At 39.7% G+C, this 20,539-nt stretch carries 14 protein-coding genes, 2 tRNA genes and 3 rRNA genes; 11 read left to right on the top strand and 8 right to left on the bottom strand.

What is annotated here, in order from left to right; genetic code table 11:
• Window positions 1–77 precede the first annotated feature (77 nt).
• Window positions 78–962, top strand: a complete 885-nt coding sequence (locus MZO21_RS11915; RefSeq protein WP_248103078.1) for a DMT family transporter — start codon at window positions 78–80, stop codon at window positions 960–962.
• A gap of 393 nt (window positions 963–1,355) precedes the next feature.
• Here the strand turns inward: MZO21_RS11915 and MZO21_RS11910 are convergent, their stop codons facing one another.
• Genes MZO21_RS11910 through MZO21_RS11900 form a run of 3 tightly spaced genes read right to left on the bottom strand, consistent with a single transcriptional unit; the run spans window position 1,356 to window position 4,290 of the window.
• On the bottom strand, window positions 1,356–1,925 hold the full coding sequence (locus MZO21_RS11910; protein WP_248103081.1) for an L-threonylcarbamoyladenylate synthase: 570 nt from the start codon (window positions 1,923–1,925) through the stop codon (window positions 1,356–1,358).
• A 39-nt stretch (window positions 1,926–1,964) separates the two neighbouring features.
• On the bottom strand, window positions 1,965–3,122 hold the full coding sequence (dprA, locus tag MZO21_RS11905; protein ID WP_248103084.1) for a DNA-processing protein DprA: 1,158 nt from the start codon (window positions 3,120–3,122) through the stop codon (window positions 1,965–1,967).
• A gap of 10 nt (window positions 3,123–3,132) precedes the next feature.
• Complete coding sequence (locus tag MZO21_RS11900; RefSeq protein ID WP_248103087.1) at window positions 3,133–4,290, bottom strand: LysM peptidoglycan-binding domain-containing protein; 1,158 nt, start codon at window positions 4,288–4,290, stop codon at window positions 3,133–3,135.
• Window positions 4,291–4,410: 120 nt separating this feature from the next.
• On the opposite strand from MZO21_RS11900, the gene def reads away from it, so the two are divergent.
• The 8 genes from def to rrf all read left to right on the top strand — a co-directional run bounded on the left by def (window position 4,411) and on the right by rrf (window position 13,690).
• Window positions 4,411–4,941: a peptide deformylase gene (gene def / locus MZO21_RS11895; RefSeq protein ID WP_248103090.1), complete on the top strand. Its 531-nt coding sequence runs from the start codon at window positions 4,411–4,413 to the stop codon at window positions 4,939–4,941.
• Between the two features lie 84 nt (window positions 4,942–5,025).
• The gene (locus MZO21_RS11890; RefSeq protein WP_248103093.1) at window positions 5,026–5,451 is read left to right on the top strand and encodes a DUF2946 family protein; all 426 of its coding nucleotides are present in this window, start codon (window positions 5,026–5,028) and stop codon (window positions 5,449–5,451) included.
• Between the two features lie 70 nt (window positions 5,452–5,521).
• Window positions 5,522–7,588, top strand: coding sequence for a TonB-dependent copper receptor (locus MZO21_RS11885; protein ID WP_154773702.1), 2,067 nt, complete (start codon window positions 5,522–5,524; stop codon window positions 7,586–7,588).
• Between the two features lie 713 nt (window positions 7,589–8,301).
• Window positions 8,302–9,838, top strand: a 16S ribosomal RNA gene (locus tag MZO21_RS11880).
• Between the two features lie 60 nt (window positions 9,839–9,898).
• Window positions 9,899–9,975: transfer RNA gene (locus MZO21_RS11875), tRNA-Ile, on the top strand.
• A 68-nt stretch (window positions 9,976–10,043) separates the two neighbouring features.
• Window positions 10,044–10,119 (top strand) — tRNA-Ala (locus MZO21_RS11870).
• A 374-nt stretch (window positions 10,120–10,493) separates the two neighbouring features.
• Window positions 10,494–13,388: ribosomal RNA gene (locus MZO21_RS11865) — 23S ribosomal RNA — on the top strand.
• Between the two features lie 187 nt (window positions 13,389–13,575).
• Window positions 13,576–13,690, top strand: a 5S ribosomal RNA gene (rrf, locus tag MZO21_RS11860).
• Together the 16S, 23S and 5S rRNA genes with 2 tRNA genes alongside form the textbook arrangement of a ribosomal RNA operon.
• Before the next feature lie 118 nt (window positions 13,691–13,808).
• Here the strand turns inward: rrf and MZO21_RS11855 are convergent.
• Genes MZO21_RS11855 through MZO21_RS11840 form a run of 4 tightly spaced genes read right to left on the bottom strand, consistent with a single transcriptional unit; the run spans window position 13,809 to window position 16,255 of the window.
• Window positions 13,809–14,228, bottom strand: a complete 420-nt coding sequence (locus tag MZO21_RS11855) for a roadblock/LC7 domain-containing protein (RefSeq protein WP_248104236.1) — start codon at window positions 14,226–14,228, stop codon at window positions 13,809–13,811.
• Window positions 14,229–14,232: 4 nt separating this feature from the next.
• Window positions 14,233–14,778 (bottom strand): GTP-binding protein, encoded by a 546-nt coding sequence (locus MZO21_RS11850; RefSeq protein ID WP_248104238.1) that lies wholly within the window; start codon window positions 14,776–14,778, stop codon window positions 14,233–14,235.
• A gap of 9 nt (window positions 14,779–14,787) precedes the next feature.
• Entirely contained in the window at window positions 14,788–15,300 is a 513-nt protein-coding gene (locus MZO21_RS11845; RefSeq protein WP_248129640.1) for a hypothetical protein, read from the bottom strand.
• Between the two features lie 22 nt (window positions 15,301–15,322).
• Window positions 15,323–16,255 (bottom strand): IS5-like element ISAba12 family transposase, encoded by a 933-nt coding sequence (locus MZO21_RS11840; RefSeq protein WP_248129639.1) that lies wholly within the window; start codon window positions 16,253–16,255, stop codon window positions 15,323–15,325.
• Window positions 16,256–16,477: 222 nt separating this feature from the next.
• Between MZO21_RS11840 and MZO21_RS11835 the strand changes: the two genes are divergently transcribed.
• The gene (locus MZO21_RS11835; RefSeq protein ID WP_248102283.1) at window positions 16,478–18,874 is read left to right on the top strand and encodes a YgiQ family radical SAM protein; all 2,397 of its coding nucleotides are present in this window, start codon (window positions 16,478–16,480) and stop codon (window positions 18,872–18,874) included.
• Between the two features lie 296 nt (window positions 18,875–19,170).
• On the top strand, window positions 19,171–19,707 hold the full coding sequence (locus MZO21_RS11830; RefSeq protein WP_154771904.1) for a DUF2726 domain-containing protein: 537 nt from the start codon (window positions 19,171–19,173) through the stop codon (window positions 19,705–19,707).
• A gap of 41 nt (window positions 19,708–19,748) precedes the next feature.
• Here MZO21_RS11830 and MZO21_RS11825 read toward each other — a convergent pair whose 3' ends face one another.
• A complete protein-coding gene (locus MZO21_RS11825) occupies window positions 19,749–20,102 on the bottom strand; it encodes a RidA family protein (protein WP_154771905.1) in 354 nt (117 codons plus the stop codon).
• Window positions 20,103–20,539: the final 437 nt, after the last annotated feature.

Genomic DNA, 20,539 nt, shown 5'->3' with positions numbered 1-20,539 from the left:
GATGTCTGAAATTCAGTATTTAAATTGTTTCAGACTTTTTGCACAATAATCACTCGCATTTAAGACATGAAATATTTATGAATCAGCAAGCCAAAACAAATAATTGGGCAGTTTTATTGCCATTAATTGCCGTGTTTATTTGGGCACTGAATGTTGCTGTAACACGCTATGTTGCAGACTATATTTCACCTGTGAGCATTAGTTTTTATAGATGGTTGGTTGCCTTTCTTATTTTAACGCCATTTATGTCTATAAAGCTTATTCGAGAATGGTCTTCTATACGTCCTTATTTACCAAAACTTGCTGTGTTATCTGCATTCGGCATGGTGTTGTATCAAGGGATTGCCTATGCTGCGGCACATTATACAAGTGCAACAAATATGGGGATTATTAACGCATTTATTCCAATATTTACCATTTTTGTGTCGATGGTGATTCTTAAAGATTTTCCAAGTAAGTTTGCTGTAATTGGTGGAATCCTCTCATTTAGTGGTCTTATATTTGTGATTGCACAGGGGAGTATTACAAGTTTACTGAATTTAGGTGGTCATTTAGGTGACTTGCTAATGATTGCAGCCGTATTCTTTTATGCATTTTATGGCGTGTTTCTTAAAAAGTGGAAGCTACAAATTCCACTGATGCTCAGTTTGTATGTACAGATTATTTTTGCGCTTATTTATCATTTACCATTTTTAATGTGGTTGGGTTTAGATGCTATAAACACAAAAAATGTAGCAAGTGTTTTATATGCAGGTATTTTCCCATCTTTTATAGCACCGTTAATTTGGATGCTCTCTATTCAAAAAAATGGTCCAAATAGAACCAGTATTTTCATGAATTTAATGCCTGTCTTTACCGCACTCATTGCATATTTATGGTTAAAAGAAGCATGGACGATTTATCACACGATTGGTGGCATTATTATTGTTTTGGGAATTATTTTGGCGCAAAAGAAAGCCTAAAACCAAGCATTTTGGTTGGATAATAATCAATTGAATTTTGTTTTAATATTTTTTTATTCGATATATATAAATTTTATATGTTGAATAAAAATACAAATTTAAAAAAATGTTCAATAAAATAGTGAGATAATTTGATTATAATTTTAACAGTTGGTTATTAATATATTTTTTCTATTAATAGATAATTTTATTATATTTCATATTGAATAATATTTAATTAATAATAGTCCTAGTTAGGTAATTAAGTACTTGTTTTTTAAACATCCTTGTTGCTAACCCAGAGATATGTAAGACCCTCTGGATGTGATTACACATCCTTTTTATGCTCAACCATCCCTATATGGTTGAGCTTTTTTTTGTCTAATAAATTTAGCTTATAATACTTTTAAAATATTAAGCACGAATTATCTCGCCAGTTTCTGCATCTATAATTTTACTTGGTTCACGGCTTAAGCCTAAATCACCGTTCAAATAATTGAGTTCATTTGCAAAATAAGTATTTGCTTCTTGTAATGAGCGTGCAGGTTCTAAGCCTGCAGAATTAGCACTTGTAGAAACAATATAGCCATTAAACGCATGGCATAAAGCAATGCACAAAGGATGTGTTGTTACACGAACGGCAACTTTGGGGTGGTTGCCTTTAATCCATGTTGGAATGTCTTTGGTTGCAGGTAAAAGCCATGTTGTAGCACGTTCAGCAGGGTGTCTATTGCTCCAAGAATCGATAACTTGCTTTTGCATTTCACGGTCTAAATTTACTAGTAGATGTTCTATTTGTGAAGTTTGACCTGCTAACAGAATAACGCCTTTTTCAATAGGTCTTTGTTTTAACCTAAGAATTTCTTGGAATGCTTGTTCATTGTGAGGGTCGCAACCTAATCCCCAAACAGCTTCTGTTGGATAGGCGAGTACTTGTCCATTTTTAAGGAGGTTCGCAGCTTCAGTGGCAGAAGTAGTGATCATGGGAGGGAGCCTTTCAAAAACAAAGGGCTATTGTGAACCTTATTTATTGGAACGACAACGTACATATAAACCTGATTGTTGCATGCATAATCCACTTAATTCTAATTCCATTAAGTAAGCTGTAAGCGTAGCAATATCAAGATTTAGTATTGCTGCAAGTTGGTCTATATCTTGTCCAACCCAATCGAGTTGTTTATATAAATTAATCAAATGACTTGGAATATCAGATGATTCTTCATTATTTTTTTCAAATAATTTTGATGGTATGTTTTGGTTTTCTGCTTGTTTCGCTTGCCATTGTGTTGGTAAGGCTAAATCTTCAACAACTTGTTCAGGATGGTCAATTAAAATGGCACCTTCTCGTATAAGTTGATGGCATCCTTGGTGAAACTCACTGTAGATATGACCGGGAATTGCAAAAATTAATTTACCTTGTTCAGCAGCAATTTTAGCGGTAATAAGTGAACCACTCTCTAAAGTTGCTTCAGCTACGATAACACCTAGGCTTAATCCGCTAACAATTCGATTTCTTCTTGGAAAATGTTGTTGTAAAGGTTTAGTTGTTGGTAGAAACTCTGTAATCACCGCACCATTATTCTGAATAATGTCTTGTCTTAGTACTGTATTTTGAGATGGATAGGTAATGTCTAAACCTGTACCCATAACAGCAATTGTGCGTTGATTTTTTAATCCACCTTGATGTGATGCTTCATCTATTCCTTGTGCTAATCCACTATTAATATAAAAACCTTTTTCACTTAAATAGTAAGCGAAGTCATAAGCAACTTGTCGACCATGCGTGCTCGATTTACGACTACCTACAATTGCAACTTGTGGCTGTAAAAGGGTTTGCGCATTGCCTTGCCCAAAAAGAATCGGCGGTCTATCGCTATAAGGTAAAAGTTGAGTTGGATAGCAGGAATCTGTTTCTATAAGAACAAAATCTGAAGATTGCTTAATTTGGTTGAGTAATTGTTGAAAGTCATTTTGACCTTCTAAAGTATGAAATTTTTCTAAACGCTGAAGATGATTTTTATGTAATGCTAAATTTTGCCATTGGCTAATATTTTCAGGTTTTAATGCTTGTTCAAGGGTTTTGAAATGTTTTTGAATTTTATAAAAACTAGATAGTGAATGTTGAACCACGTACCAGATCGCAATTGTTTCAGTTTGAGATTTTGATAAATGGCTCAACATCTTCGTTCAACTAGTCATTCATAATAGGTGGTGTAAGTGCCGCACCAACATTAATAGGCAGTGAACTTTCTAGTACATAAGCATAGCTAATGTTGTCAAAAGCTTTGAATACCATAACACTACCGACATTTTCAGAAGGAAGCTGAATTGTTTCATTTGTAACTTGGTCTTTTATGGTTTGACCTAATTCATTTACGTTGAAAACATGTCCAACTTTAACACCTTGGTTTGTACCTCGGTCAAGGCTAACGACACTTCCAACAGCCGCAGCGCCAATAGAGCCTTGAACACGAATAACTTTACCGCCTGCAATCACTTCTTCAGCATTCACAGGATAAAATAGTGTTGGTAACATTGCTTCGTATTCTTGCATTACGAAATAACCACGACGAATTTCAGAATTATAAGAATCTGTAACTTCTAGTGTGGTGATATCGCCAGCTTGCTTTGTTGCAATACCAGATGCAACCTCAACAAGCTCTAAGCCTGCATTATACTTTTTACCTTTAGCATCAAGCATGATGTAGGGATCATTTTCACGGTAAACGCTGTAGCGCTGACCTATTTCTAAGCCATTACCACGAACATAAATATTCTGACCTTTTGCGGCTAGAACTCGCTGATCTTTAGCACCAACAACATAAGGTATGTTTTTGGTAGAATTCACAGGAACAATAGTTGAGCGTTCTAACCAGTTTTTAATGCTATCTAGTGGAATGACTGGAATAGTATTGTTTAAAGATTCTACGCGAACTTGTGGTTGTAAGTTGATGGTTTGATTGTCATAGCGACGAATAATACCATCACAACCATCACCTTCATCTTTTCCAATTAAAGGCTTACCGTTATAGGTACACATGAGTAAACGGTCGCCAGGAAAAATCCAATGTGGATTTTTAACGTGTTTATTACCTGCCCAAATTTCACGCCAGCGGTACGGGTTTTTGAGGAATTTTTTTGAAATATCCCAAAGTGTATCGCCCTTTTTCACAATATAAACATTGGGTGCATTTACTTTTAATGCAGGCGGATTAACATTGCGAGAAGGCGCAGCTTCAGCAATGCTGATTGTACCTAGACCAACGCCAAAGCAAACAGCAAGAGCTAGAATTTGTTTTTTAAACCCCAAGACACGCAAAGAAGAAGTGTCCTTCAAAACCTTTTTCATTATCATAATTCCTAAAATTATGTATGTAGTTGCGTTATAATAACGATCTTACACACATTTTTTCGATGAAGCATTCCTTCATTTTGGTTTTTTGATCAATGGCATAAGTGAGGACGCAATATGGCCTTATTACCTATTTTAAGTTTCCCCGACCCACGTCTTCGTACCATTGCACAACCAGTCGAAGAAGTTACTGATGAAATTCGTCAGCTTGCTGCAGACATGTTTGAAACGATGTACGCTGCGCCAGGAATTGGTTTGGCTGCTACGCAAGTCGATAAACATATTCAGCTTATTGTTATGGATTTATCTGAAAACAAAGATGAACCCATGGTTTTTATTAACCCGAAAGTTACCCCATTAACTGAAGATACTCAACCTTATGAAGAGGGTTGTCTTTCAGTGCCTCAAATATACGATAAAGTTGAACGTCCGTCACGCGTAAAAATTGAGGCAATCAACTTAGAGGGTAATGCTTTTGAGTTGGAAGCAGATGGACTTCTCGCTGTTTGTATTCAGCATGAAATGGATCACTTAAACGGTAAACTTTTTGTAGATTATCTCTCTCCTTTAAAGCGTCAACGTGCGCGTGAGAAAATTGAAAAAGCTGCTCGTCAGCGTCAAAAAGAAAAGGTTCCAGCAAAACGCTAATTCCTTAGCAAAAGTTTGTAACTCAAAGCCCAATTTTTATTGGGCTTTGTTATACTTGCTCGCGACAAATTTTAGGATTTGCCTTTGCTATTACGTGGTGGCTTACTGCTTGCAGCTTTTGCAGTATTTTTACAGATTGCTGTTTATATACAGCCTTTATTGCCGAAGCAATATCAAGTTGCTCCGGTCTGTGAAACCATTACGCGTGCGCTTTTGTTGAAAATTTCTGCACATTCTGAACATAGCATTCATTCAAACCACACATCTGCACATTCACATCATACGCAAACTGCTGAACATGCAGGGCATGAGCATGATGCAAATCATCATTGCCAATATTGTACGGTACATGCAAATTTAGTTTTACCTCTAGAGCTTGACATAAAAGAAGTCTTTGACCGAATTCAAATTCGTTTAATTGCATTTCAAAAAGCATTCACGCATGTTTGGTTTGTACTTCAGCAACTTTTTCTTATTCCTCAAGGGCGAGCCCCACCACTTTTTGCATAAATCAAAACTTTTTAATTTGGGTCTTTACTGACTCCAGCCTTGTTTTATTTATGTTTTAAGTGAGAAAAAAATGGCTCAGCCAAAATTCTTTTTACAGCCTCTTGCGGCTGCAATTTGTGTTGCTTGTTATTCAACTGCTGTATTTGCAGATGATTTAAATGATTCTAAAATACTTGCACCAATTACGGTTACTGCCCAAGCAGGTAATGATGCACACGGTCTAATTGTACGTGCAGATCCTAAGCAGCCCATTCAGCCAATTCCTGCAACAGATGGTGCAGATTACTTGCAAAGTATTGTGGGTTTTAGCTCTGTAAATAGTGGTGCGGGTACAAATGGTGATGTCACATTCCGCGGTATGTTTGGTTCACGTATTAAAATTTTGACAGATGGCACAGAAAACTTAGGTGCTTGTCCAAGTCGAATGGATTCACCTACATCTTATATTTCACCTGAAAGTTACGATCGAATTTCAGTGATTAAAGGACCTCAAACAGTCCAATATGCAAATACTGGTTCAGCAGCAACAGTAATTTTTGAACGTACACCAGAAAAATTCACAGAAGATAAGCATTATCGTGGACAAGCAAGTGTGCTGATGGGTTCATTTGGTCGTTTAGATCATAACCTTGAAACGGCAATTGGTGATGAGCATAAATATGTCCGCTTAAATGCCAATCGTTCAGTTTCAGACAGCTATAAAGATGGTGATGGAAACAAAGTGCCATCGGATTGGGAACGTTGGAATGCAGATGTTGCGCTGGGTTGGACGCCTGATGAAAACACGTGGTTAGAACTTACGGGTGGCAAAGCAGATGGTGAAGTTGTTTATGCGGGTCGTGGCATGGATGGTTCTAAATTTGCACGTGAAAGCCTAGGAGTGCGTTTTGAAAAGAAAAATGTCACAGAAGTCATTAAAAAAATTGAAGCACAAGTTAACTATAACTTTAATGATCATGTGATGGATAATTATAGTTTACGTGAGTTTAAACCAAGCATGATGATGCCTGATAGAGCAGCAACTAATGTGGCGCGTAAAACATTAAATACTCGAGTAGCTATAACAGGTGAGTGGGACAAAGTTCAACTAGTTACTGGTGTAGATAGTCAAAATAACGAACATAGTATTCGTAAAACGGATAGTAAGACAGGAATTAGTTATCAAGATCAACCACGTATGACAGATATGAAATATCAATCGGTTGGTGGTTTTGGTGAGTTGACATATCACTTTGACGATCAAAATCGTTTGGTTTCAGGTCTTCGTTTAGATCAAGTGAATGTAAAAGACGAACGTCAAAATTCTGTTGATAAAGGATATAACCGTAAATTAGACAAAACATTAGCAAGCGGTTTTATTCGATTTGAAAATACACATCCTGAACATGATGATGGCAAAACATACATTGGCTTAGGTTATGTAGAGCGTATGCCAGACTATTGGGAATTATTTAGTCCTCAATCTGGTAATGGAAATCCAAATACATTTAATAACATTGATACCGAAAAGACTTTACAGTTGGATGCTGGATATCAACATCAACATGGTGCTTTTAGCTCTTGGGTTTCTGCATACGCAGGTATCATTAATGATTATGTTCTTACGACGTATTTGTCATCAACAGGGCATATGAAAATGTTGCAAGCTCATACACGTAATGTGGATGCAACTATTGCAGGTGCTGAAGCAGGAATTGGTTATCAATTTACAGATGCAATTCAGGCAGATGTGAGCGCAATGTATGCATGGGGTAAAAACACCACAGACAATACGCCGTTACCACAAATTTCACCTTTAGAAGCACGTGTGAATTTACGTTATGTGCAAGACAAATATAATTTTGGATTATTGTGGCGCGTAGTCGATGGTCAAAATCGTATTAGTCAAAACGAAGGTAATATTGTTGGTTACGACCTGAAAGAAAGTGCAGGATTTACGACATTGTCTATTAATGGTTCATACAACTTAACGAAAGATATAGATTTGTCGGTTGGTGTTGATAACGTATTAGATAAAACCTATACCGAGCATTTAAATAAAATGGGTAACGCAGGTTTTGGGGATGGATTTGCAAGTGATCAGCAATTTAATAATACGGGACGCAATTATTGGGCTCGTATGAGTATGAAGTTCTAATTAAATTGAAATTTTAAATATTTTAAAAGCCATTACTTCTGAGTAGTGGCTTTTTTATAGGAAGATATGGCTTGTGATCTAATATTTTCTTAAAAGAAATATTGATATTGAATACATATTCATCACGTTGTTGGTAAATAGCGCAATAATAGGATTTTCTTTAAGCAAATTGGGTTTTGTTTTTGTGATAAGTTTATATAAAACAATGTGTTACTTTGTTCTTTCTTAATTTTTTAATAGAAATAAAATATATTTAAAATAAATTTTATTTAAATTTCAGGTATTTATGGTTTTTGTAGATTACAAAATAAACATGCAAAATAAAATATTTATAAAAGGTGTTGCAAGGCATCTGAAATGCTGTAGAATGCACATCCATCGGCAGTGATGAAGATTAAAACTTCTTGATAAACAGTAACTTAGCGCAAAGTGTTAGGATTGGGTTTTGAAAAGAAAGTTTAAAAATAATTTAAATTACTGATTGACTTTCTGAAAAGAAAGCGTAATATAGCCGACCTAGCTTGCTGGTGACGAACCAACAAGAAGATCATTAAGAGATTATGAAGAACAACTTGTGTGGATTTTTACTGATTGATCAATCGAAATTATTTTCATTGATTTGAAGGTAGAAATTACTCGAAGTTTATTTGAGAAATATTTGTCAGAAAATTGATGAGCCAAGATTGGTACCCTTTAAAGGTACTACTGATTTTAAACTGAAGAGTTTGATCATGGCTCAGATTGAACGCTGGCGGCAGGCTTAACACATGCAAGTCGAGCGGATGAAAGTAGCTTGCTACAGGATTCAGCGGCGGACGGGTGAGTAATGCTTAGGAATCTACCTATTAATGGGGGACAACAGTTGGAAACGGCTGCTAATACCGCATACGCCCTACGGGGGAAAGCAGGGGATCTTCGGACCTTGCGTTAATAGATGAGCCTAAGTCAGATTAGCTAGTTGGTGGGGTAAAGGCCTACCAAGGCGACGATCTGTAGCGGGTCTGAGAGGATGATCCGCCACACTGGGACTGAGACACGGCCCAGACTCCTACGGGAGGCAGCAGTGGGGAATATTGGACAATGGGGGGAACCCTGATCCAGCCATGCCGCGTGTGTGAAGAAGGCCTTTTGGTTGTAAAGCACTTTAAGCGAGGAGGAGGCTACCGAGATTAATACTCTTGGATAGTGGACGTTACTCGCAGAATAAGCACCGGCTAACTCTGTGCCAGCAGCCGCGGTAATACAGAGGGTGCGAGCGTTAATCGGATTTACTGGGCGTAAAGCGTGCGTAGGTGGTCTTTTAAGTCGGATGTGAAATCCCTGAGCTTAACTTAGGAATTGCATTCGATACTGGGAGACTAGAGTATGGGAGAGGATGGTAGAATTCCAGGTGTAGCGGTGAAATGCGTAGAGATCTGGAGGAATACCGATGGCGAAGGCAGCCATCTGGCCTAATACTGACACTGAGGCACGAAAGCATGGGGAGCAAACAGGATTAGATACCCTGGTAGTCCATGCCGTAAACGATGTCTACTAGCCGTTGGGGCCTTTGAGGCTTTAGTGGCGCAGCTAACGCGATAAGTAGACCGCCTGGGGAGTACGGTCGCAAGACTAAAACTCAAATGAATTGACGGGGGCCCGCACAAGCGGTGGAGCATGTGGTTTAATTCGATGCAACGCGAAGAACCTTACCTGGTCTTGACATAGTAAGAACTTTCCAGAGATGGATTGGTGCCTTCGGGAGCTTACATACAGGTGCTGCATGGCTGTCGTCAGCTCGTGTCGTGAGATGTTGGGTTAAGTCCCGCAACGAGCGCAACCCTTTTCCTTATTTGCCAGCACTTCGGGTGGGAACTTTAAGGATACTGCCAGTGACAAACTGGAGGAAGGCGGGGACGACGTCAAGTCATCATGGCCCTTACGACCAGGGCTACACACGTGCTACAATGGTCGGTACAAAGGGTTGCTACCTCGCGAGAGGATGCTAATCTCAAAAAGCCGATCGTAGTCCGGATCGCAGTCTGCAACTCGACTGCGTGAAGTCGGAATCGCTAGTAATCGCGGATCAGAATGCCGCGGTGAATACGTTCCCGGGCCTTGTACACACCGCCCGTCACACCATGGGAGTTTGTTGCACCAGAAGTAGGTAGTCTAACCGCAAGGAGGACGCTTACCACGGTGTGGCCGACGACTGGGGTGAAGTCGTAACAAGGTAGCCGTAGGGGAACCTGCGGCTGGATCACCTCCTTAACGAAAGATTGACGATTGGTAAGAATCCACAACAAGTTGTTCTTCATACGATGTACCTGAGGGTCTGTAGCTCAGTTGGTTAGAGCACACGCTTGATAAGCGTGGGGTCACAAGTTCAAGTCTTGTCAGACCCACCACTACTGACGAAGCAATTAATTGCAGAGTAAGACAGAGAATCAGAGACATTGAATCTATATGATAAGCTGGGGACTTAGCTTAGTTGGTAGAGCGCCTGCTTTGCACGCAGGAGGTCAGGAGTTCGACTCTCCTAGTCTCCACCATATATCGTTTACGATATATAAGCTGAGAGATTATAGAATTTAGTAAATTAAACGATAGAGTTTAAGTTTATTAAGTTCTGTGATTTATCACAGTTTCTAGACCTGACGAAGGCTAGAAAAATCATTAACAGAATATATTTGAGTTGAAATAATTTGTTCATAACTCATCAAACTTAAAAACGAAGAAGCAATTCTGAGTTTACGAGAATGATGATTTACTAGCGATTAAACTGAATCAAGCGTTTTGGTATATGAATCTAATTGAAGCTGTACAGTGCTTAAGTGCACAGACGCCAACTGTATGATTGACTAACTTGTTAGTTGATCTGTTGCTAATCCTACTTGTAGGGATTAACGACTGTTTGGGGTTGTATAGTCAAGTAATTAAGTGCATGTGGTGGATGCCTTGGCAGTCAGAGGCGATGAAAGACGTAATAGCCTGCGATAAGCTCCGGGGAGGCGGCAAATATCCTGTGATCCGGAGATTTCTGAATGGGGAAACCCACTTACCATAAGGTAGGTATTGCAACATGAATACATAGTGTTGCAAGGCGAACGAGGGGAAGTGAAACATCTCAGTACCCTTAGGAAAAGAAATCAATTGAGATTCCCTCAGTAGCGGCGAGCGAAAGGGGAACAGCCCATTAAGTCATATAAGTTCTAGTGGAATGCTCTGGGAAGTGCAACCATAGTGGGTGATAGTCCTGTACACGAAAGGGCTTATATGATGATGTCGAGTAGGGCGGGGCACGTGAAACCTTGTCTGAATATGGGGGGACCATCCTCCAAGGCTAAATACTCCTGACTGACCGATAGTGAACCAGTACCGTGAGGGAAAGGCGAAAAGAACCCCTGTGAGGGGAGTGAAATAGATCCTGAAACCGCATGCATACAAGCAGTGGGAGCCGGCATTGTGTCCGGTGACTGCGTACCTTTTGTATAATGGGTCAGCGACTTATGTTCAGTAGCAAGGTTAACCGAATAGGGGAGCCGTAGAGAAATCGAGTCTTAATAGGGCGTTTAGTTGCTGGGCATAGACCCGAAACCAGGTGATCTATCCATGAGCAGGTTGAAGGTTGGGTAACACTAACTGGAGGACCGAACCCACTGTCGTTGAAAAGCCAGGGGATGACTTGTGGATAGGGGTGAAAGGCTAATCAAACTTGGTGATAGCTGGTTCTCCCCGAAAGCTATTTAGGTAGCGCCTCGGACGAATACCATTGGGGGTAGAGCACTGTTTCGGCTAGGGGGTCATCCCGACTTACCAAACCGATGCAAACTCCGAATACCAATGAGTACTATCCGGGAGACAGACTGCGGGTGCTAACGTCCGTAGTCAAGAGGAAAACAATCCAGACCGCCAGCTAAGGCCCCAAAATTATAGTTAAGTGGGAAACGATGTGGGAAGGCATAGACAGCTAGGAGGTTGGCTTAGAAGCAGCCACCCTTTAAAGAAAGCGTAATAGCTCACTAGTCGAGTCGGCCTGCGCGGAAGATGTAACGGGGCTAAAACTATATGCCGAAGCTGCGGATTTGCAATTTATTGCAAGTGGTAGGGGAGCGTTCTGTAAGCCGATGAAGGTGGATTGAGAAGTCTGCTGGAGGTATCAGAAGTGCGAATGCTGACGTGAGTAACGACAAAACGGGTGAAAAACCCGTTCGCTGAAAGACCAAGGGTTCCAGTCCAACGTTAATCGGGGCTGGGTGAGTCGACCCCTAAGGCGAGGCCGAGAGGCGTAGTCGATGGGAAATTGGTTAATATTCCAATACTTCTGTGTAATGCGATGAGAGGACGGAGAAAGTTAAGTCAGCCTGGCGTTGGTTGTCCAGGTGAAAGGTTGTAGGCATGTATCTTAGGCAAATCCGGGGTACTCTATGCTGAGAACTGATAGCAAGCTAATTTATTAGCGAAGTGGCTGATACTATACTTCCAGGAAAAGTCTCTAAGCTTCAGTTACACAGGAATCGTACCCGAAACCGACACAGGTGGTCAGGTCGAGTAGACCAAAGCGCTTGAGAGAACTCTGCTGAAGGAACTAGGCAAAATGGTACCGTAACTTCGGGAGAAGGTACGCTGCTGACGGTGATGGAACTTGCTTCCTGAGCTATCGGCAGCCACAGAAACCAGGCCCCTGCAACTGTTTATTAAAAACATAGCACTCTGCAAACACGAAAGTGGACGTATAGGGTGTGATGCCTGCCCGGTGCTGGAAGGTTAATTGATGGGGTTAGCGTAAGCGAAGCTCTTGATCGAAGCCCCAGTAAACGGCGGCCGTAACTATAACGGTCCTAAGGTAGCGAAATTCCTTGTCGGGTAAGTTCCGACCTGCACGAATGGCATAATGATGGGGGCGCTGTCTCCAGCAGAGGCTCAGTGAAATCGAATTCGCCGTGAAGATGCGGTGTACCCGCGGCTAGACGGAAAGACCCCGTGAACCTTTACTGCAGCTTGACATTGAACTTTGATCTTACTTGTGTAGGATAGGTGGGAGGCTTTGAAACCGCGACGCTAGTTGCGGTGGAGCCAATCTTGAAATACCACCCTGGTAATATTGAGGTTCTAACTCTGCTCCATAATCTGGAGCGAGGACCATGTCTGGTGGGTAGTTTGACTGGGGCGGTCTCCTCCTAAAGAGTAACGGAGGAGTACGAAGGTGCGCTCAGCGTGGTCGGAAATCACGCGTAGAGTATAAAGGCAAAAGCGCGCTTAACTGCGAGACCCACAAGTCGAGCAGGTACGAAAGTAGGTCTTAGTGATCCGGTGGTTCTGTATGGAAGGGCCATCGCTCAACGGATAAAAGGTACTCTGGGGATAACAGGCTGATACCGCCCAAGAGTTCATATCGACGGCGGTGTTTGGCACCTCGATGTCGGCTCATCTCATCCTGGGGCTGAAGCAGGTCCCAAGGGTATGGCTGTTCGCCATTTAAAGAGGTACGCGAGCTGGGTTTAGAACGTCGTGAGACAGTTCGGTCCCTATCTACCGTGGGCGTTGGAAATTTGAGAGGATCTGCTCCTAGTACGAGAGGACCAGAGTGGACGAACCTCTGGTGTACCGGTTGTGACGCCAGTCGCATCGCCGGGTAGCTATGTTCGGAAGGGATAACCGCTGAAAGCATCTAAGCGGGAAGCCTACCTCAAGATAAGATTTCCCTAGGACTTTATGTCCTCTAAAGAGCCGTTGAAGACTACGACGTTGATAGGTTGGATGTGGAAGCATAGTGATATGTGAAGCTGACCAATACTAATTGCTCGTGAGGCTTGACTATACAACACCCAAACAGTTGTTGTATAAAGCTCAATTGATTCGATATTAAGCAAAATAGCTTGATTCAGAAGAAAGTTAGTAAGACAATGTTCAACTCAGATATACCTGTTAATGTATTCTATTTGGTACGAAGTAAGGCATACATCAAATGATGTAAATAAGACCCGAATAAGTCCATAAACAGTTGTGCTGGCGACAATAGCAAGAGTGAACCACCTGATCCCTTCCCGAACTCAGAAGTGAAACCTCTTTGCGCTGATGGTAGTGTGGGGTTACCCATGTGAGAGTAAGTCATCGCCAGCTCATTAATTCTAAAAACCCCCTCCAATACGGAGGGGGTTTTTTATTGGCTAAGTAAAATAGTAAAATGAAAATATGAATAATTTACGAAGAAAAATCCCGATGGAATCGGGATATAATCTTAATTAGAATAGTGCGAATCTGCTGAAATGATGTCTTCTGTGCATTTTTTTAAGAAGAAAAGTGCCTGTCCTAATAATATATCTTTACTTGTTAAAGCAACCATAATCATTGGGTAGTTCTTGTTAGGTATTGCATTTAAAATAGCTTTGCCATTTTCAGCATCTAAAGTGATGCTTTGGCATCCTTTTAAATCAATTTCATTTACAAATGCAGAAATCATGGCAACAATTGAACTACTCACGGCTGCTAATTTACTAGAGTTATAGATATTTTTGTTATGTACAGAGCTAATTTCAAAGCCATCTGCTGTACATAAAAGAATATAATCCACACCTTTTACATTCAATAGTACATCTGAAATTGCGCGATGTGATAAATGAATAAGAGACTCTGGCGGCTTTCGTGAAAGGTCATGCATAATTCTAGTTACCTGAGAGGCTAAGAGAGATTTCAGATTGGCTAAGAAGGGTATCTATGAGTAGAAGCACATCTTCTGACTTTCTTGCATCAATAAAATATAAAGGATAAATTTGTTTTTGATTTGAAATCCATTCTCGATACTGTGAAGTATGTGCTGTAGACTTCTCATCAATATGCGTGATTGCAAAAATTAGATTATTATTTGTTTTTACAAAATTTTCATAATAAAAATCAAAATCTTGAATAGAGCTCTTTGAGCTATGATCAATTAAAATAATTGTACCTAAAGCACCTTGACTGATTGTAGACCAGATAAAATCGAAGCGTTGTTGTCCTGGGGTGCCATAAAGTCCAACTTTTACGCCATCATCAAGTGTGATTTCACCGTAATCGATACCAACAGTGGTGAACAACTTATTGTGTCGATCTTGATCTGTATTAATAGCTTCTGTTGTAAATACAGGTACATCTGAGAGTGATTGTATTGCTGCAGATTTTCCCGCGCCCATTGAGCCAGCAAAAACAATTTTATGTGGATGTAAAATCACAAGTAGTCCTTATATCCCCAGTTTTTTTCGCATTTTGCTAAAAAAGCTTCGTAAAGTGGAAGGTGTGTTATCTTCATTATTGAATTTGAGTTTTGCTTCATGTGCTGGAATTTCTTGAATAAGGTCACAGGCAAGAGCAATGTAAATGAACTTGTTAATAAGCTCAGGATTGATATTTAAATTTTTTGAAATAGTACTGATATTTGCACCATGCTGAAAACATGATGATATTTTTAATGTCTCTTTTGGAACATTTTTACTATATTGAGGCCAATATTTTAGCTTGTAATAACTTGAATGATCGAATTTTGAGACGTTTTGAAGGTTTGACCAAAGATAATTCCACAGCCATAGGCTTAAGTCATGTCTCTTTTTTTGCTGTCTAAGATTTACAACTTGATCGAAATTTAAAGCTTCAATATTCAGACTATGAATTGGTTGAAATTTGAAATCATCTTGTATCCAAATTTCATGCATTTTTTTATCAATAACGGCTTTGTTGCACAAAGATTTGAAATGCAAAGCGCCCCTAATTGAGCCAAATTTAAGGCGTAACTTGGGTAAGTGGTCGACCTAATTCCGTAAATCTGTTAAGGACTGCTACACGTGCATGGATCTCATTCACTTGGCTATCAAAACTCCTTGCACTGAGTTTATCTCCTAATAATTTGATGCAATGCATCTTAGTTTCAACCAAACTTCGCCGATGATAGCCTGACCATTTTTTCCATAGTGTCCTGCCTAAACGTTTAATTGTTCGAAGTAATTCATTTCGCTCTAGCGAGCTACTCTTTGTATCTTTCCATGGTTTCGCATTTTTTCTAGGTGGAATCACCGCATGCGCTTGCCGATCTGCAATGACCTGACTGCATTGCTTGGTGTCATAAGCTCCATCGGTATAAACAGAGTTAATCTGCTCATCTTGTGGAATCTGATTAAGTAAATCACCAAGCACCTGTGAATCACTGACATTATTGGTTGTAAGCTGAACTGCTCGTATTTGTAGGGTTTTAGCATCTATACCAATATGAAGTTTACGCCATTGGCGACGATATTCAGGTCCATGCTTCTTGCGTTTCCATTCGCCCTCACCTAGAAACTTCATGCCTGTAGAGTCCATGAGTAGATGCAGCCCATCGCTACTTTTTTGGTAGCTGATTACAATATCAATATGCTTTTGTCTTCTACAAAGCGTGGTGTAATCTGGAGCTATCCAATTTAATCCGCAAAGTTTAATCAGACTTTGCACAAAGCCAGTGACCATACGTAAAGACAGACGGAATAAGGATTTAATCATTAAGCAGCATTGGATGGCTGCGTCGGAGTAGGTTTGATTTCGCCCTTGTTTGCCTTTTGATTGAGCATACCATTGCGTAGCAGGATCAAACCAAATGGCAATATTTCCGCGACTCATGAGTGCTCGGTTATATGCGGGCCAATTGGTTGTGCGGTAGATTTTGTGTGTAGGCTTCTTCATTTGAAAATTATATCGCTGAAAAACCCTTTACAGATAGGTTTGTGCAACAAAGCCGTATTTGTTTAAAGTGGTAAATATTATTTTTTTATATTAAATATTTTAAAAAACATTTTGTATAAATTTGAATCAAGCAAGATGTATGCAATTCATGGTAAAATGATCGGCTTTCATATTTGATCTATTTTAGATCTCCTACCATCTGCCAGCCGAGAATTGCTAGCCATGTCTACTGCTTATACTATGCAAACTGCGCCGAAAGCGCTGTTTGATTACGACAAATATTGGGCGTCATGTTTTGACCCTGCGCCATTTTTGCCGATGTCACGCGAGGAAATGGATCATCTCGGTTGGGACAGTTGTGACTTTATTTTAGTGTGTGGTGATGCGTATATCGATCATCCATCTTTTTGTTCAGGCATTATTGGTCGTACCTTGGAGGCGCAAGGCTTCCGTGTCGGTATTATCGCACAGCCAGATTGGACAAATGTGGATGCATTCCGTACGTTGGGTAAACCAAATATTGCTTGGGGTGTAACAGCAGGCAACATGGATTCTATGATTAACCGTTATACGGCTGATCGTAAGATTCGTTCTGATGATGCATATTCTCCAGATAATCAACCAAATAAGCGCCCAGACCGTGCAGCGACGGTATATTGCCAACGCGTACGTGAAGCTTATCCTGATGTACCTGTTTTATTGGGTGGTATTGAAGCATCGTTACGTCGTATCGCACATTATGACTACTGGTCAGATAAAGTTCGTCGTTCGGTACTCATGGATTCAAAAGCCGATTTATTGATGTACGGTAATGGTGAACGTTCTATTACTGAAATTATGCATCGTTTGGCGCGTGGCGAAAAAATCCACGAAATTACAGATGTTCGTGGTACAGCGTTTATTGTTAATAAACACAACCGTGCTTCGAAAGCAAAATTTGTAGAAATCGCATCGAATGATGTAGATGCAGTTGGTCGTGTTGATCCGATTATTAACCCTTATGTTATGACTGAAGATATTGAAGGTTGTGAGATTGAGCAAGGGAAGGACAGCAGCCAATATCAAGGTTTCCAAAAAGAACATGTTGCTAATCCAATTGTGCGTGAAGGTGATGGTTTAGCCCCTGATACGCAAATTGTGCAGTTACAACCATCTTCGAAAGCAATTAAACATAAGCTTCCGCCACGTGAATTGGCTGTTATTCGCTTACCCGCTTATGAAGATGTTGCTGCAGATCCAGTTTTGTATGCACACGCTAATCGTATTTTGCATTTAGAAACCAATCCGGGTAATGCTCGTGCAATGGTACAAAAGCATGGTGAGCGTGATGTATGGTTGAATGCTCCGCCAATTCCGTTAACAACGGAAGAGATGGATTATGTATTCGATTTGCCTTATGCGCGTTTACCACATCCAGCATATGGCAATGCACGTTTCCCAGCATTTGACATGATTAAGTTTTCTGTGAATATCATGCGTGGTTGTTTTGGTGGATGTACCTTCTGTTCAATTACAGAACATGAAGGTCGTATTATTCAGAACCGTTCTGAAGATTCAATTCTTCGTGAAGTTGAAAAAATTCGTGATACGGCACCAGGTTTTACAGGCATTATCTCGGACTTAGGCGGTCCAACAGCCAATATGTATCGTTTGGCATGTAAAGATCCTGAAATTGAGAAAAACTGCCGTAAGCCATCGTGCGTATTCCCTGGTGTATGTCAAAACTTACACACTGATCATGCACCATTAACGCAGCTTTACCGCAAAGCGCGTTCTTTACCTGGTATTAAGAAGATCCTGATTGGTTCTGGTTTACGTTATGACCTTGCAGTTTTAAACCCTGAATATGTGAAAGAGCTAGTCACTCATCATGTTGGTGGTTATTTAAAAATTGCGCCTGAACATACCGAAAAAGGCCCACTCAATAAAATGATGAAGCCGGGTATAGGGACGTATGACCGTTTCAAACAAATGTTCGATCGTTTTAGTAAGGAAGCAGGCAAGGAACAATACTTAATTCCTTACTTCATCGCAGCGCATCCGGGTACAACCGATTACGACATGATGAACCTTGCGATTTGGTTGAAGAAGAATGGTTTCCGTGCCGATCAGGTTCAGACTTTCTATCCATCGCCAATGGCAACAGCAACAACCATGTATCACACAGGTAAAAACCCACTTGCGAAAGTGGCACGTTATACCGAGCAAGTGGATATTGTAAAAGGTGATAAACGTCGTCGCTTACATAAAGCATTCTTGCGTTACCATGATGCGAATAACTGGCCTTTATTGCGTGAAGCACTGAAGGAAATGGGACGTGCTGATTTAATTGGTAACTCGAAACATCATTTAATTCCGACTTATCAACCTGCGGGTAGCGCAGAGGGCCAATATCAATCTGCACGTAAGAAGAACTCGACTGTTGCGGGTGACTCACAAAAGCGTAGTGCCGATAAAAATGCTCAAGCGACTCGTCCGTCAAATACCAAAAAACGTCCTGAGCGCGGGCAAATTTTAACGCAACACACAGGTTTACCACCACGTGAAACTGGTGATGCTAAAAAGCCTTTTGGTGGTTCAAAACCAAAAGGTAAATCTAAGCCTAAATCGAAAGCTTAATTGAAAATTTAAAAAAGAACTCTTAGGAGTTCTTTTTTTATTGGGCGTATTTCATCGGAAAATACAAAAATAATAAGATAAAAGTTGATCTAAAAATGAATTTTAGGCTACTTTATAAGACTGCTTACAAAATATTGATTATTTAAAGTGGGCGATCAATATGGAAAATTGATCTATTTATATAATAATTAATTTAAAACTGTTTTTAATTCATAGCGCTAAAGTTGATGTATCGAGTGATTTTACGTGCATGAAAAATATCAAAATAAAAATAGAAGAATCTAAAGGATTGGGTCATGGTGATTTACTTTTTAATGGGGGCTTTGCTTTTAGCCTTAATTGTTTTTTTAGCGGTTAAAAACTTAAGGTCTGGTGTAAAGCCTCATGATAGTGCGCTAAAGCAACGTGCTATTTTTAACATCAGCGAGCAACTTACTTTTGCTCGTTTAAAGCAAGCCTTACCGAAATATACGGTTTTGGCACAAGTATCTTTTGATTCATTATTAACGACAAAGTTTTATCATACACGTTCAAAATATAGAAATATGACGGCAGATTTTGTGGTTTTAGGACAACAAAATGAAGTCATTGCGATTATTGTTTTAGAAGATTATCACGCAACAAAAAAGCATAAAGATGTGGTGTATCAAGAAAAAATTTTAAAGATGGCAGGCTATCGAGTTTTTTATTTTGACGGTGTGCCTAATTTAGAACATATAAAAGATGAATTTCGAGTATTAGATGATTCTGAATTATTTGTTCAAGATATTGCATCAAAAAAGTATGAGTTTTATGCGGGGAAGCCATCCTCTCATCTCAAGCTAACGAACTAAAAAAAAGCATGCGAATAGCATGCTTTTTTATTGAATTTTAATTATGGTTTAACAGCAACAACGGTCATTTCAACCAAAACATCTGGTTTATACATATTTGCTTCTATGCATGTACGTGGTAGAGCATCAATATCTGCAACCCAAGCATCCCAAACTTCATTCATTGGTGCGTAGTTTGTTGCAATATCTTTCACGAAAATCATCACAGATAAAATGTGGCTTTTATCAGTTCCTGCATCTGCAAGAAATTGGTCAATATAATCTAAAGTTTGTTGTGTTTGACCTTTAATATCGAGTGTTAGGTCCGCAGCAAGTTGCCCTGCTAGGTGAACTAAGTTGCCCGAAATCGCAATTTCAGAAAAGCGTTCTTGAATATGTAAGCGTTCTACAGCCATATTATTAATCCTGAAGTTTGGCATTAACAAAATCAAAATTATTGTTAATCAATCGCCTATTGCAAAGTAAATGACAACATCGTGTCGAAATGTCTAGTTCTTAATGACCAAAGATTTTCAATGGAATAAAGAGTTTTATAATGATACTGGTAACACGATGCTCAATACCAGTAATACAGTATTGGTGTTATGTACTAGCTTTAAATAAGAAAACTTATAATGAATATTCAGAAGTATATTTTATTGATTAAGAAGAATAAATTTATCTAAAAGTATTTTGATTGTAGTTTTAATTAATTTTTAAAGTGCTAAATTTGAATTGTTTCCATGGACTGACATCAGAGATGTCCTGTAATCTTCGGATTTGATCGTCACGCCAATCACAGGACAAAATGCTGAAAGTAAAGGTGATTTTCAACATCTCAGCGCATACATGG

Source organism: Acinetobacter portensis, from assembly GCF_023158935.1.
In the GTDB taxonomy this organism is placed as follows: Bacteria; Pseudomonadota; Gammaproteobacteria; order Pseudomonadales; family Moraxellaceae; genus Acinetobacter; species Acinetobacter faecalis.
The sequence above is the reverse complement of the archived record's forward strand: the minus strand, read 5'-3'. Positions and strand labels throughout refer to the sequence as shown.